This window comes from Croceivirga sp. JEA036, assembly GCF_011882165.1.
Classification (GTDB): domain Bacteria; phylum Bacteroidota; class Bacteroidia; order Flavobacteriales; family Flavobacteriaceae; genus Croceivirga.
On the sequence record NZ_JAATON010000001.1, the window covers coordinates 91875 to 106507 of the forward strand.

The 14633-nt window shown below is 37.6% G+C and carries 6 protein-coding genes; 5 read left to right on the forward strand and 1 reads right to left on the reverse strand.

The genetic code is table 11. From position 1 onward, the window contains the following. Positions 1 to 348: 348 nt before the first annotated feature. From HCO57_RS00470 to HCO57_RS00485, 4 genes are all read left to right on the forward strand, one after another. A complete protein-coding gene (locus HCO57_RS00470; RefSeq protein ID WP_167987358.1) occupies positions 349 to 3396 on the forward strand; it encodes a SusC/RagA family TonB-linked outer membrane protein in 3048 nt (1015 codons plus the stop codon). A gap of 9 nt (positions 3397 to 3405) precedes the next feature. Further along, complete coding sequence (locus tag HCO57_RS00475; protein ID WP_167987359.1) at positions 3406 to 4974, forward strand: RagB/SusD family nutrient uptake outer membrane protein; 1569 nt, start codon at positions 3406 to 3408, stop codon at positions 4972 to 4974. 146 nt (positions 4975 to 5120) lie between these two features. Next, positions 5121 to 7292 (forward strand): beta-xylosidase, encoded by a 2172-nt coding sequence (locus HCO57_RS00480; RefSeq protein ID WP_167987360.1) that lies wholly within the window; start codon positions 5121 to 5123, stop codon positions 7290 to 7292. Positions 7293 to 7353: 61 nt separating this feature from the next. After that, the gene (locus HCO57_RS00485; RefSeq protein ID WP_167987361.1) at positions 7354 to 8979 is read left to right on the forward strand and encodes a sodium:solute symporter; all 1626 of its coding nucleotides are present in this window, start codon (positions 7354 to 7356) and stop codon (positions 8977 to 8979) included. Between the two features lie 13 nt (positions 8980 to 8992). Here HCO57_RS00485 and HCO57_RS00490 read toward each other — a convergent pair whose 3' ends face one another. Next, positions 8993 to 10741, reverse strand: a complete 1749-nt coding sequence (locus HCO57_RS00490) for a sulfatase-like hydrolase/transferase (RefSeq protein WP_245167512.1) — start codon at positions 10739 to 10741, stop codon at positions 8993 to 8995. A gap of 291 nt (positions 10742 to 11032) precedes the next feature. Here HCO57_RS00490 and HCO57_RS00495 point away from each other — a divergent pair, with 291 nt between their 5' ends. Beyond that, complete coding sequence (locus tag HCO57_RS00495; protein ID WP_317171084.1) at positions 11033 to 14509, forward strand: sulfatase-like hydrolase/transferase; 3477 nt, start codon at positions 11033 to 11035, stop codon at positions 14507 to 14509. The last annotated feature ends 124 nt before the right edge of the window (positions 14510 to 14633 follow it).

Here is a 14633-nt window from a genome sequence, read left to right on the forward strand (position 1 = left end):
TCAATTCAAAATTTTTAAGCATAGTGATTACCACTAGGCTTGTAGCTGATTTCCTAAATCGTTTGTTGTGTACAATAATTAAACTCGCAAATAAGACAAATTGCAAATTCATATACTAGTGTAGTAATTAGTAAATAACATTAATTTCTGTTAATATTTAAATGATATTAAAAATTAAACAAGGATATGTTGTGAACTTGAAAATTGCTAAAGCCATTAATTACGGTCATTTTAATGTTATTTCTTGATCTGTTTATTTAACCAGTACAGTACAGTACAGGATGTAATAGAATATCCTTAATGTTATTTTTCTTAATATAAATTAACTAGCTCTTTAAGAGAAACTGTATGAAAAAAACTAAATTAAATTCTAACAAACGAAGGGTAGAAGTAGTAGTTCTTCTATTATTCTTCAATTTATTTACAGTTTGGTCACAACAGACCGTAACTGGAATTGTATCCGATTCGGATGGTCCATTGGCAGGAGCATCAGTAATTATTAAAGGAACAACCAATGGTGTGTCCACGGATTTTGACGGTAATTTTAGTGTAATCGCAAAACCGGATGATGTACTTGTAATTTCTTACATTGGTTATAATCCAAAAGAGATTAAAGTAGGTAATCAAAACCAACTAAGAATTGTTTTAGAGGCAGGTAATCAATTAGATGAAGTAGTAATTATTGGTTACGGTACACAGCGTAAATCTGATTTAACAGGATCAGTCGCTTCGGTAAGTTCCGAAGATATTACCCAGGTACCAGCCTCTCGTGTCGATCAGGTTCTGCAAGGTAGGGCTGCGGGTGTTCAAGTAACCCAAGCAAACGGCGCTCCTGGTGCAGGGACAACTATTAGAGTAAGAGGTGGTAACTCTATAACAGGTAGCAACGAACCTCTTTTTGTAGTTGATGGTATTGTGGTTGGGACCAACTTCAACTTGAACAATATAAATCCTAGCGATATTCAATCTCTTGAAATTCTAAAGGATGCTTCTTCCATTGCTATTTATGGTTCTAGAGGTGCAAACGGTGTTGTTTTGGTTACGACCAAAAGTGGTCGTGGTTCAGGAGCCTCAAAACCTGAAGTGAGTGTTAACGTATTTACAAGCATGCAAATGCTTCCTGAACTGCCCGATGTATTAACTCAAGAAGAACAGATTGCCTTTACAAATGAACATAACACTTTTAGAGGAGTGGCAATACCTTTTCCAGATGACCCATCTAGCTACCCCAATAACGATTGGGTTGATTTAACTACGGGGCCGGCTCCAATTTATAATGTAGATCTATCGGTTTCAGGGGCTTCAGAAAATGTCAATTATTACAACTCCTTCAATTATTTTAATCAAGAAGGTGTTGTAAAGACTTCTGGACTCGAAAGATTTATTTTTAGATCTAATTTAGATATCAATCTAAGTGATAAGTTAAAAACCGGATTTCGTATAAATTACTCTAGATTAAACCAAGATAATGGTCTTACTAATTTTGGTGCCAATCTCTTTGGAACCTTGCGTACACAACCTGCATTTAATGATGATGGTACTTTCAATGGATTTGATGACGTTGTAGGTGCGCCCTTCAATAATCCGCTAGCCAATTTTGAGTTGAATACCAATGAGACCTTTACCAATAACTTATTGGCAACAGCTTATTTGGAATACAAACCAGCAGCTGGTTGGATAATTCGTTCTACCTTCAGTCCAGAGTTTAATAATGTTAAGCGCAATAGATTTAATTCTAGTCAATTGCCAGGTAACCTTGCTGTTGGTATTACGGATGGTGGTAATGCAAGCGTAAGAACTGTAGCTAGTGTAGGTTGGAATAATGAAAATACAATTCAATATCAAACAGATATTGATGAAGACAATAGTTTAACTGTTTTAGGAGGAGCTTCTTTTCAAAAAGTAGAAACAGAAATTACGGAGGCAGAAGCCTTTGGTATTACAAGTGATGCCACTGGGTTTAATAATTTAGGTAATTCAGATCCCATTAGATCAGTTGTTAGTAGTGGTTTTAGTGGATTTCAGATAGCATCGTTTTTCGGCCGAATAAACTATAGCTATAAAGATAAATATCTCTTAACCTTGGTCGGTAGAACAGATGGAAGTTCGGTTTTCGCACCTGGCAATAAATATGAATTTTATCCCTCTGTCGCCGCTGCCTGGAAAATCAGTGAAGAGAATTTCATGCAAAACCAAGAAGTATTCAAAGATTTAAAACTAAGAGCTAGTTGGGGACGTTCTGGTAATCAGGCTATTGGTCCCTATAGAACATTAGGTGTTTTAACTGAAGCAAATACAACCTTAAATGGGGCTGAGGTTCCTGGTTTAACCTTGGGCAGACCTTCAAATCCAAACTTGCAATGGGAAACTACCACCTCTTTTGACCTTGCACTTGAAGCATCATTATTCGGGGGTAGAATCTTTACCGAATTCAATTATTATTATAAAGAGACCAACGACCTGTTGTTGGATGTTACCATTCCAAGACAAACGGGTTTTACAAGTCAATTGCAAAACGTTGGTGCTCTTAAAAACAAGGGCTGGGAACTATTGTTGAATTCCACGAATATATCTAACGAAGATTTTAGTTGGAACTCTACCTTAACCTTAGCTAGTAATAAGAATGAAATATTAGATTTAGGCGGTCAAGAATTCATTGACCTTGTTGTAGATCCTATCATAGGTTCGGGTAATACACGATTAATTGTTGGTGAATCGGTTCCTGTTTTCACAGGAGTAAATTATTTAGGTACTTGGAAAAGTCAGGAAGAAATTGATGCTTCAGGTTTATCATCACAAGTTGTTGGTGGGCCAAGATTTGAGGATTTGAACGGAGATGGTATTATCTCAACTGAAGACAATGTGGTTCTAGGTAGCCCTTTTCCAGATTTGATTTTTGGTCTCGAAAACTCATTCTCGTATAAGAATCTTGATTTTTCATTTTTCTTTCAAGGTACTACGGGTAATGAGGTGTTCAACCTAAGAATGCGAAATCACTATTTTAATCGCGGAGAAACGGTAAAGTTTGGTGATTTACGAGACCGATGGACTCCTGACAATCCAACTTCCAATATACCAAGAGCAGGGGCGGACTCCGTGACAAATACACCAATAAATTCTGAATACGTGGAAGATGGCTCACACATACGTCTTAAAGCAGTACGCTTGGCCTATAATTTTCCAACTGAAAAAATAGGCTTGGATGGTGTAAAGAATGCACAGGTTTATTTATCTGGAACTAACTTGTTATTATTCTCTAAAACTCGTTTAATTGAGCCTGAGGCTAATAGCTTTAATGAAGGGAACAATCAATTTGGTAATATAGCACTAGGATTCTTAAATGCGAATTATCCCAACCCAAGAGTTATTACATTAGGTCTAAACGTAACTTTTTAAAAAATAGATATGAAAACAAAAAATTTATATATACTTATACTCATAATCTTCACTTGTATTGGTTGTGAAGATTTCTTGGAAGAAGACCCAAGAGCAATCATTGCTCCAGAAAGCTTCTTTGCCTCTGATAATGATGCGCGACAAGCCGTACAGGGTACTTATGCCATTTTAAAGAATAATTCTATTTATGGTCAGGTGGGTCTTGATCATTTTTATGATAATGGTGCTGATATAATTGAACCGAACCGCCCTGCAAATTTTGTACAGCCAATTGGCGATTATAGTTTAGACGAAGCTTTGGCCGATGTATCTGTTCAAAAAATGAGTGTTTCCGATACATGGAAAGACCTGTATAGAGTTGTATTTAATTCAAACTTCATTATTGATCGAGTAACGGATAATGAGTCTATAACGGAAGACGTACGTACAGAGGTTATCGCAGAATGTAGATTTTTGCGTGCATTAGCCTATTGGCATATTACCAATCTTTGGGGTAATGCACCGTATTATACCGAGGCTTTAACACTAGATGAAGTACGGGTTTTAGGTAGAACGGATGAGAACATCATCATTGACGGTATAATTGAAGATTTACAAGTTGCACAAGCAATTTTACCGTCAGCATATGCAGATGACCAAAGAGGTCGTGCTTCAAAATGGGCCGCAGCTATTATTGAAGCGAAAATCTATATGAAACAACAAGACTGGCAAGCAGGATTGACTAAATGTCTTGAGATTATCAACCAATCACCACATATGTTATTACCGACTTATGAAGAGGTATTTGACCCGTTAAATGAATATAATGCTGAAATTATATGGTCTTTAGATTTTGCGCGAGATATCACTGGGCAATTTGATCCGGCATTTCCAGGTGCAGCTTTTGCAGGTAATAGTAATTGGAGACCCAGTATGTTCAACCCTCGCTTAAGGGACGAACCTGCTAATTCGGACGAAAGAGGTGCTTTGGGTGATGCATTAAGGGCAAGAGGCGAGGCTTTTAACGGTACGGGCTTACAAGTAGCGGCAAAAGATTTTGCTGAAAAATTTCCATTAAATGATTTAAGAAGACCTTTGAACATTGTTGATAATTATTTGGGCTTTGAATTAAACTTTCCTTACATGGCTAAATTCTGGAATTTGGATCTTGCAACATCACCACGATTCAACCATGAGGACAATAGAATGGTATTTCGTTTAGCGGATGTGTATTTGATGGCTGCAGAATGTGAAAACGAATTGAATGGTCCAGCAAATGCTTTTCAATATTTAAATCCAATTCGCCAAAGAGCTTATGAAACTGAAGAAGAATGGGATTTAACAGGATTAGATCAACAGGGCTTAAGAGAGGCTATTTATGATGAGCGTAAGTGGGAGTTGGCTGGTGAGGCCCACAGAAGATATGATTTAATTAGATGGGGAATTTTGTTTGACGTAATGGAAAATATTGAATACAGGTTTTGGAACCCTGCCCAGAATATTAAACCATGGCACGTGTTGTTACCTATACCATTGCAAGAATTGGAGCAGAACCCCGCTTTGTTGGAGTCAGACCCAACAAATAATGGATATCGTTAAAATGGCAGTATTTTTTGTTTTTAGTTATAGTTCAGTTTAGTTAGAAGAGGGCAAATTTATTTTGCCCTTTTCATTTTAATACAGGATGCTACGGGATAACCTTGTTAGCATATATTTTTATTTTTCATCGTTTTTACATTTATATTATGAAGAAGAATATAATTTTCTTTTTAGGTTCGATTTTAATTACCCTTTTAACGCATAGTCAAGTAGACCAAACCGCTGATGATAATGCCTCTGAAGTAGATTTTAAAGTTTCAAATCTGCTTAATAAAATGACGCTTGAGGAAAAAATTGCAGAAATGACCCAAGACGCACCAGCTAATGAGCGTTTAGGTATTCCGTACATGAAGTATGCAGAAGCATTACATGGAATGTGGCTAGTTCTAGATTATTATGGTAATACAACAGTTTATCCCCAAGCTATTGCTGCTGGTTCTACTTGGGAACCTAAGCTAATTAAAAAAATGGCCTCCCAAACAGCATTAGAGGCGCGCGCTTTGGGAGTTACGCACTGTTATTCCCCTAATTTAGATGTAATATCTGGTGATCCTAGATATGGCAGAGTAGAAGAATCTTACGCCGAAGACCCTTATCTGGTGTCTAGAATGGGTGTTGCATTTATAGAGGGTTTGCAAGGTACTGGTGATGAGCAATTTGATGAGAATCATGTTATAGCTACCGCCAAACATTTTATTGGATATCCTGAAAACCGACGTGGTATTAACGGTGGTTTTAGTGATATGTCAGAGCGACGTTTACGCGAAGTGTATTTACCACCTTTCGAAGCAGCAATAAAGGAAGCTAAAGTAGGTTCTGTGATGCCCGGTCATCAAGATTATAATGGAGTACCAAACCATATGAATACCTGGTTACTTAAAGATATTTTACGAGATGAATTAGGTTTCGACGGTTTTATAGTTTCAGACAATAATGATGTTGCGCGTTTAGAAACGATGCATTTTATTTCTGAATCGAGAGCCGAATCAGCCATTTTAGGTTTAAAAGCTGGTGTTGATATGGATTTGGTCATTGGCAAGAGTATTGACCTTTCATCGTATCATTCAAATGTATTACTGGATACGCTAACAAAGAATCCTGAATTGGTAAAGTATATTGATAAAGCAACATCACGTATTCTAACCGCAAAATATAAATTAGGTTTATTTGATACGGAACCCAAAAAGATTGACCCCAAAACGGTTGATGTTGGTAAAAAAGAACATCAAGATTTTGCCTATGAAATGGCGCAGAAGGCCATCATCCTATTAAAAAATGAAAACAATCTATTGCCTTTAGATAAGTCAAAAATTTCTTCACTGGCAGTTATAGGACCGAACGCTACCGAAGAAAGGCCTGAGAAAGGCACTTATTCTCTATTGGGCGGTTATTCTGGACTACCACCCTATTATGTCTCTGCATTGGAGGGTATTCAAAAGAAGGTTGGGGATGACATCAAAATTAATTATGCCAAAGGCTGTGACTTATTGAGTAATTCTAAAGATGGTTTTACAGAAGCTATTGCAGCCGCCAAAAAATCTGATGCCGTGGTTTTAGTGGTAGGAGGGTCACGCAAAACGGGTGGCGAAGGTGTAGATCGTTCTGATTTGGATTTGTATGGTGTACAAAATGAGCTAGTCGAAGCTATACATAAAACAGGTAAACCAATTATAGTGGTTTTAATAAATGGTAGGCCATTGACCATTAATTATATCGCGGAGAATATTCCATCCATTCTAGAAACCTGGTATTTAGGTATGCACTCGGGTGATGCTATAGCTGATGCTTTGTTTGGTGATGTAAATCCTGGAGGTAAATTAACAGTTTCCTTTCCGCGTTCTGTTGGTCAATTACCTGTTACATACCTTGAAAGACCAGACTTTGTTGGTTCAGGAAAAGGTTTATATAAAGACAATGATAAATCACCTCTTTTTCCATTTGGATTTGGTCTTAGTTATACCACTTTCGATATCAGTGAACCCATCTTAGCTCAAAATACCATTTCAAATACCGACAGTACTAAAGTTTCAGTAACAATTACTAATACTGGAAAAGTTGCAGGAGATGAAGTAATACAAATGTATATAAGGGACGATTTTGCATCCGTCGGCAGGTACATTAAACTTTTAAAGGGTTTTGAACGCGTAGCTTTAGCTCCGGGAGAAACAAAAACTATTAGTTTTAATTTAGGTTTTGATGAATTAGCACTACTAGATGCAAATTTAACCAAAGTGGTTGAACCCGGTACGTTTACAATTTATGTAGGAAGCTCTTCACTTAACAAAGATCTAAAATCAGTAAAATTAATAGTTAAGTAATAGCATCATCTTACACTTGCCTTATCATTTACTAAATCTAGCCATTAAAAACAGAACTGAAATGCAAAACTTAGACTCCTTAGACTGGATAGTAATTTGCTGTTATTTTATTTTACTACTAGCAGTGGCCTGGTGGGTCATTAAACAAAGACAGAAAGATACTCAAGACTATTTTTTAGCAGGTAGAAACTTAGGATGGTTTGTTGTAGGTGCTTCCATATTTGCTTCAAATATTGGATCAGAACACGTTGTTGGTCTTGCAGGAAATGGAGCTGGAGACAAAATGCCATTACTTATTTATGAACTACATGCTTGGATTGTTTTAATGTTAGGATGGGTTTTTATTCCATTCTATGTTAGAAGTGGCGTTTTTACAATGCCAGAATTTTTAGAGAAACGTTTCGATGCTCGGTCAAGATGGGTCTTGTCTGTGGTATCTATCATCGCTTATATTCTCACAAAAGTGTCAGTTACCATTTATGCTGGCGGTGTAGTAGTTTCTTCATTAATGGGTATTCCATTTTGGATTGGGGCGGTTGCTACGGTGGTATTAACTGGTCTTTACACTGTCTTAGGAGGTATGCGGGCAGTTGTATACACAGAGACAATTCAAGCAATTGTTCTGGTCATAGGTGCAGGTATTCTTACCTATTTGGGGTTATCTGAAATAGGAGGGTGGTCCAACTTAAAAGCCACTGTCGGTACAGAATATTTTAATATGTGGAGGCCAAACACGGATCCAGATTACCCTTGGTTACCCTTATTTATTACAAGCACAATTGTTGGTATTTGGTATTGGTGTACTGATCAGGTTATTGTTCAACGGGTACTTACTGCAAAAAATATCAAAGAAGCACGTAGAGGAAGTATTTTCGGAGCATTATTAAAGTTAATGCCAGTATTCTTGTTTTTAATCCCTGGAGTAGTTGCTTTAGGATTAAAAATGCAAGGAAAATTAGAATGGAGCAGTCCAGATGAGGCTTTTCCGGTTTTAATGAGTAGTATTCTACCATCTGGATTAAGAGGTTTAGTGGCTGCTGGTTTATTGGCAGCCTTAATGAGTTCGTTGGCTTCGGTATTTAATTCTTGCTCTACTTTATTTACGTTAGATATTTATAAAAAACTAAAACCCAATAAACCAGAAGAAAGTCTGGTAAAAACAGGTCGTATAGCCACTTTTATTGTTGTAGGTTTAGGATTATTGTGGATACCTATTATTACAAAACTTTCTAGTGGACTGTATGAGTATTTACAGAATGTTCAAGCCTATATATCACCTCCGATTGCAGCAGTTTTCCTTCTCGGAATATTTTACAAGAGAATTAATGCTAATGGTGCTATTGCTACATTAATTGCAGGATTCGCAATAGGGTTTTCTAAATTAACATTAGAAATTGTAAAAGATAGTTTTGCTAAGGAGTCTGTATTATATGTTATAGCAGATATTAATTGGTTGGTGTTCGGGGCTTACTTTTTTATGATTTGTGTATTAATATGCGTAGGGGTAAGTTTACTCTATACGAAACCCTCAGAAAAGAAAATTGAAGGTTTGACCTTTACCAGCGTGACTAGCGAACAAAAAGCTATAACTAGGGCAAGTTATAATTGGAAAGATATTGTTATAACCATAATAACCATATTGATAGTGGTTTACATAATGATAGCTTTTAGTAAGTTAACACTGTAAATCAAGAGGTTGACTAAAATTTTCTTCTAATAATTTCACTTGGTAGAAAACCAATACGATGTGACTGGACCTCAATTTCAGTGTTCTTTTCTACTGAAAAGGGTCCAGAATAAACAGACCAACTTTCAGGTTCGTTACCATCTGTTATTATTTTATACCCGATGGACGCCGCAGCTGTAGCACAGTTCACACGTACCTCGTTTCCTTGAATGCTGATATTGGGTATAGCAGTTTTGGGTTGTGTTTGGTCCCCATCCCATAATCGCTGTACCAATTCCTTTTCCGGTAGGTTGGGTTGGTCTCCAATTTCAATCAGCCAACGGTCCATCTCAGTTTTAAGTTCAATAAGCTTCTCGGCATATTTTGGGTCATTTGCTAGATTGTGTAATTCATGTGGGTCATTTACACAATCAAATAATTCTTCTGGGTCCTTTGTTTCACGGAACCATTGCATTTGTATGCTATCCAGCTTTCCAGCATCACGCAATCGAAGCAATTCTTGCATGGTGGGTATCTTTTCTCTGTAATCAATTGGTAAATAATAGCCTTGTTCTGGGCGGTAATTTCTAATGTACTTAAACCGTTCATCACGCACGGCACGGATTGCATCGGTATACCCGTCAAAGCGGTCCGCGGCCGCGTGAATGTATTTCCGTTCTTTTTCTGTCTTAAATTCACCCAGAAAGGCTTGACCTTGTAAATATTCTGGTGGATTGCTTCCAGTAAGGGAAAGCAAGGTTGGCGCAAAATCAACGAAACTAACCAATTGTTCATCGACGGTTCCTGCTTTCCATTTGTTGGGGAAACGCACAATCATAGGCGTATTCAATCCAGAATCATAAATCAATCTTTTTTGTCTTGGCAAGGGCCCGCCATGGTCCCCGTAAAAGAAAATAATCGTATTATCCAAAAGGCCATCATCTTCTAATTGTTTTAACACGGCCCCAACTTGTCGGTCCATTTCGGCAATATTGTTGTAGAGTTTCCACATGTCCCGTCTAACTATTTCAGTATCCGGAAGGTATGGGGGAATATCAAAATCGGTATCCTTAGGCAGGTGTTTTGGGGTTTCATCCTCGGTCATCTTACCGGGCTTCCATGTGAAATCTCTGTCACCGGAATGATGATGTCGCTCTTCTATGTACCTATGGCCATAAGGTTCAAAAAGGCCTGATTCGTGGGTATCCGTAAAATTCATTACGGCAAAAAAAGGTTGTTCATTTTTACGATTGCGCCAGTGCGCATAGGGGCTACTTTCGTCCCAGGCCGTCACGGGTTCTTTAAACTGATAATCGGTTTTATAGTTGTTGGTGCAGTAATAGCCTTTGCCACGTAAAAGTTCACTGATCATTTTTACCTCTGGTGGCGGTACCGCCCCGTATTTTGGTAAGCCGGTGACCTCGGTGTATGAAGTAGTTCGCATATGGTTGGCACCAATACTTGAAGGATACATACCTGTGGCAATAGCGGCCCTACTAGGTGCGCAGACTCCAGAGGTTGAAAAAAGATTTGGATAGACCACACCTTCATTTGCCAGTCGACTCAAATTAGGAGTCACGATGGTAGAATCCCCAAACATGGATAAATAGGCGCCCATATCTTCAGTAACTAACCATAGAATATTGGGTTTTTTAGGTAATTCAACTTCTTTTATTTTGCTACTGTTTATTTCACCTGTTTCATTTTTACAACCAATAATGGTCATTATTAAGGTAATGAACAAACCTGTTCTTATTTTAATGTTTATTGCTGAGTTAATCATAATTTAAGCTTATGTAATCAATGGACCAACACAATATTACAAGCTCAAACGTAAATTAATATCCTGTGCTGTTACGTGTAACATGTTATTTATTTAACAGGGTTTAGAATAAAGCTTATCCTCAGGATAGAACAGGATGGGATTGCCACACCTTAAAATTAAGTTTGATTTTATTGTTGAATGCTTATTGTATTTAGTTCAAACTACTAACTTAACTGCAAATTCTAAACTATTTTGAAGCAAATTAAGATTATTTCAATCATTACTCTTTTTTTCGTTAGTCAAGCTGTTGTGGCACAGAATAACGTGTCTAGTAAAGAAAAACCCAACATCATTTTTATTTTGACCGATGACCAACGTTTTGATGCTATTGGTTATGCAGGAAACAGCTTCGTTGAAACTCCTCAAATGGATAAATTGGCAAAAGAGGGAACCTATTTTAAAACCGCCATGGTAACCACGCCCATTTGTGCGGCTAGTAGAGCCAGTATATTGACAGGTTTGTATGAACGTTCCCATAATTTCAATTTTCAAACGGGTAATGTACGAGAAGAATATATGGCGAACTCCTATCCAACGTTACTAAAAAACAATGGTTATTATACTGGATTTTATGGTAAATATGGGGTGCGTTACAATGATTTAGATAAGCAATTTGATGAATACGAATCTTATGATAGAAATAACCGCTTTAAAGACAAAAGAGGGTACTATTACAAAACCATAAATAAGGACACCGTTCACTTAACTCGGTATACGGGCCAACAGGCGCTAGATTTCATTGAAAAGAATGCGGGCAATGAAAAACCATTTTGTCTCTCCCTTAGTTTTAGTGCTCCACACGCCCATGATCCGGCCGAAGACCAATATTTTTGGCAAGAAGCCACAGATGGTATGTTGCAGAACACAATCATTCCTAATCCCAAGTTAGGAGCCGATAAATATTTTGAAGCACAACCAAAAGCAGTGAGAGATGGCTTTAATAGATTAAGATGGACGTGGCGTTATGACAATCCAGAAAAATACCAACATAGTCTAAAAGGCTATTATAGAATGATTTCTGGTATAGATTTAGAGATTGAAAAAATTAGGAAGAAATTAGTAGAAACCGGTCAAGACAAGAACACTGTCATCATTTTAATGGGTGACAATGGATATTTTCTTGGAGAACGTCAATTGGCTGGTAAGTGGTTAATGTATGAGAATTCCGTAAGGGTTCCTCTATTGGTTTACGACCCGCGAGTTTCTAAACCAAGAGATGTAGACGAAATGGTTTTGAATATAGATGTAACTGCTACAATTGCCGATTTGGCAGGAGTTAGTATACCCGAGACCTGGCAGGGTAAAAGTTTAATGCCCATAGTCAATAAAGAAACCAATACCATGAACCGCGATACGGTACTTATTGAGCATATTTGGGATTTTGAAAATATTCCTCCTAGTGAAGGTGTGCGCACTAAGGAGTGGAAATATTTTAGATATGTCAATGATAAAACAGTAGAAGAACTTTACAACTTAGAAAAAGACCCTTTAGAAATCAACAATTTAATTGGTAAAAAGAAGTATCAGGAAGTGCGAGACAAGTTAAGTGCTAAACTAGATGCACTAATTAAAGAAAACAGTAATGAATACAGGGCAGCCCCTTCAGACCTTACCGTAGAATTGATAAGAGAGCCAGAAACTGATGTGAAAATATTCGACCTAAAACCAGAATTTGGATGGACGGTGCCTTTGACCTCAAAATTTCAATCTGGTTACCAGATTTTGGTTTCTTCAAGTCAATCGAAAATAGAAACCAATAATGGGGATGTTTGGGATAGTAAACGTGTTGCTTCCAACCAATCGACAGATGTTGAATATACGGGAACTTCTTTAGAACCCAACAAAACATACTATTGGAAAGTACGTATTTGGGATGAAGAAAATCGTTTGGTTGATTATTCTGAGCCGCAAAAATTCACCACCGGTATAAGCGATAGCTATATCATATCCACAGAAAATAAATACCTTATAGATAAGGTACATCCTACCAAATTTGAAAAAAGAGGAGATTTTTACTTTTTAGACTTTGGCAAAGCTGCTTTTGCCACCATAGACTTCAATTACGAAGCTAAAGAACCACATACCTTGACGGTCAGAATTGGAGAAATGTTGGATGACGAAGGAAATGTAAACAGAACACCACCGGCAAAAAGTAATATTCGCTATCAAGAAATTAAGGTCGATGTAACCCCTGGAAAAACAAAATATCAGATTAACATCGAACCTGTGCCTGATAACCGCATGAAAGGACCAAGTAAAGCTATTCCCTTACAAGAAGGGTGGCCCGTTTTACAGCCGTTTAGATATGCGGAAGTGGAAGGAGCCCAAATCACTTTAAAAGCCGAAGATTTTGAGCAATTGAGATATACTAGTTATTGGGATGATACAGCAAGTAGCTTTACCAGTAACGATGAAATTTTAAACCAAATTTGGGAGTTTTGTAAATACTCAATAAAGGCAACCACTTTTGCAGGTCTTTATGTAGATGGCGATAGGGAACGTATCCCGTACGAGGCTGATGCCTACCTTAATCAGTTAAGCCACTACACAACCGATAGAGAGTATGCCATAGCGAGGCGTACCATAGAGTATTTCATGAAAAATCCTACATGGCCAACAGAATGGCAGCAGCATGTGGCACTATTAATTTATGCCGATTATATGTATACGGGCAATACTGAATTAATTGAGCGTTATTACGAACCATTAAAACATAAAACGCTTTTTGAGTTATCCAATGAAGATGGGTTAATAACATCTACAAAAGTTACCGAGGATTTTATGTATAAGCTTGGCTTTGAAAAAGGGTATAAAAAGCCATTGACTGACATTGTAGATTGGCCTTCAAAGAATTTTGCAGGAAGCAAAACAAAAGGTGAACGCGATGGTTTTGTGTTTCAGCCTTATAGTACGGTAATCAATGCCTTCTTTTATGAAAACATGAAAATCATGGCGGAGTTTGCCAAGGTTTTAGGAAAGACGGATGAGGTTTTAGATTTTGAATTACGCGCCGCCAAAGCCAAAAAAGCAGTGAATGAACAAATGTTCGATAAGGAACGTGGTATTTATGTGGATGGTATTGGCACCGACCACGCCTCTTTACATGCCAATATGATGCCTTTAGCATTTGGCTTAGTACCAAAAGAGCACTATGAAACCGTAATAAACCATGTAAAATCTAGAGGAATGGCCTGTAGTGTTTATGGGGCACAATTTTTAATGGATGGTTTGTACAATGCCGGTGAAGCGGATTATGCCCTCGATTTATTGACAAGTCAAGCAAAAAGAAGTTGGTACAATATGATACGTGTAGGCTCAACAATTAGTTTAGAAGCCTGGGATTATGAGTATAAAGTGAATTTGGATTGGAACCATGCTTGGGGGGCAGCACCTGCTAATGTCATACCCAGAGGCTTGTGGGGCATAAAACCTAAAACGCCAGGTTTTGGTATTGCTACGATAAAGCCACAAATGAGCAGTTTAAAAAATAGCAGTATTGAGGTGCCGACAGTACGTGGAACCATAAAGGGAACCTACACCTATATCGGCCCCAGATTACAGACCTATGAATTAGAAATTCCGGGTAATATGGTTGCGGAGTTCTCTTTGAATGATTTGGACGGAAAAGACTTTATCCATAACGGGGAAAAAGTACCAGCGGCATTTGATTATATACGACTTTCCCCAGGGAAGCATACGATACAGTTGAAGATTAATTCTTTCTAGGATTAGCTTGTTGTTCCAAATGAGTCACAAAGGGGAATCTCAAAATAATAAGATTTCCCTTCGCATGTTAATCGCCCTGTTGAAAATATAAGGGTAGTGTCATTTCGAGCGTAGTCGAGAAATC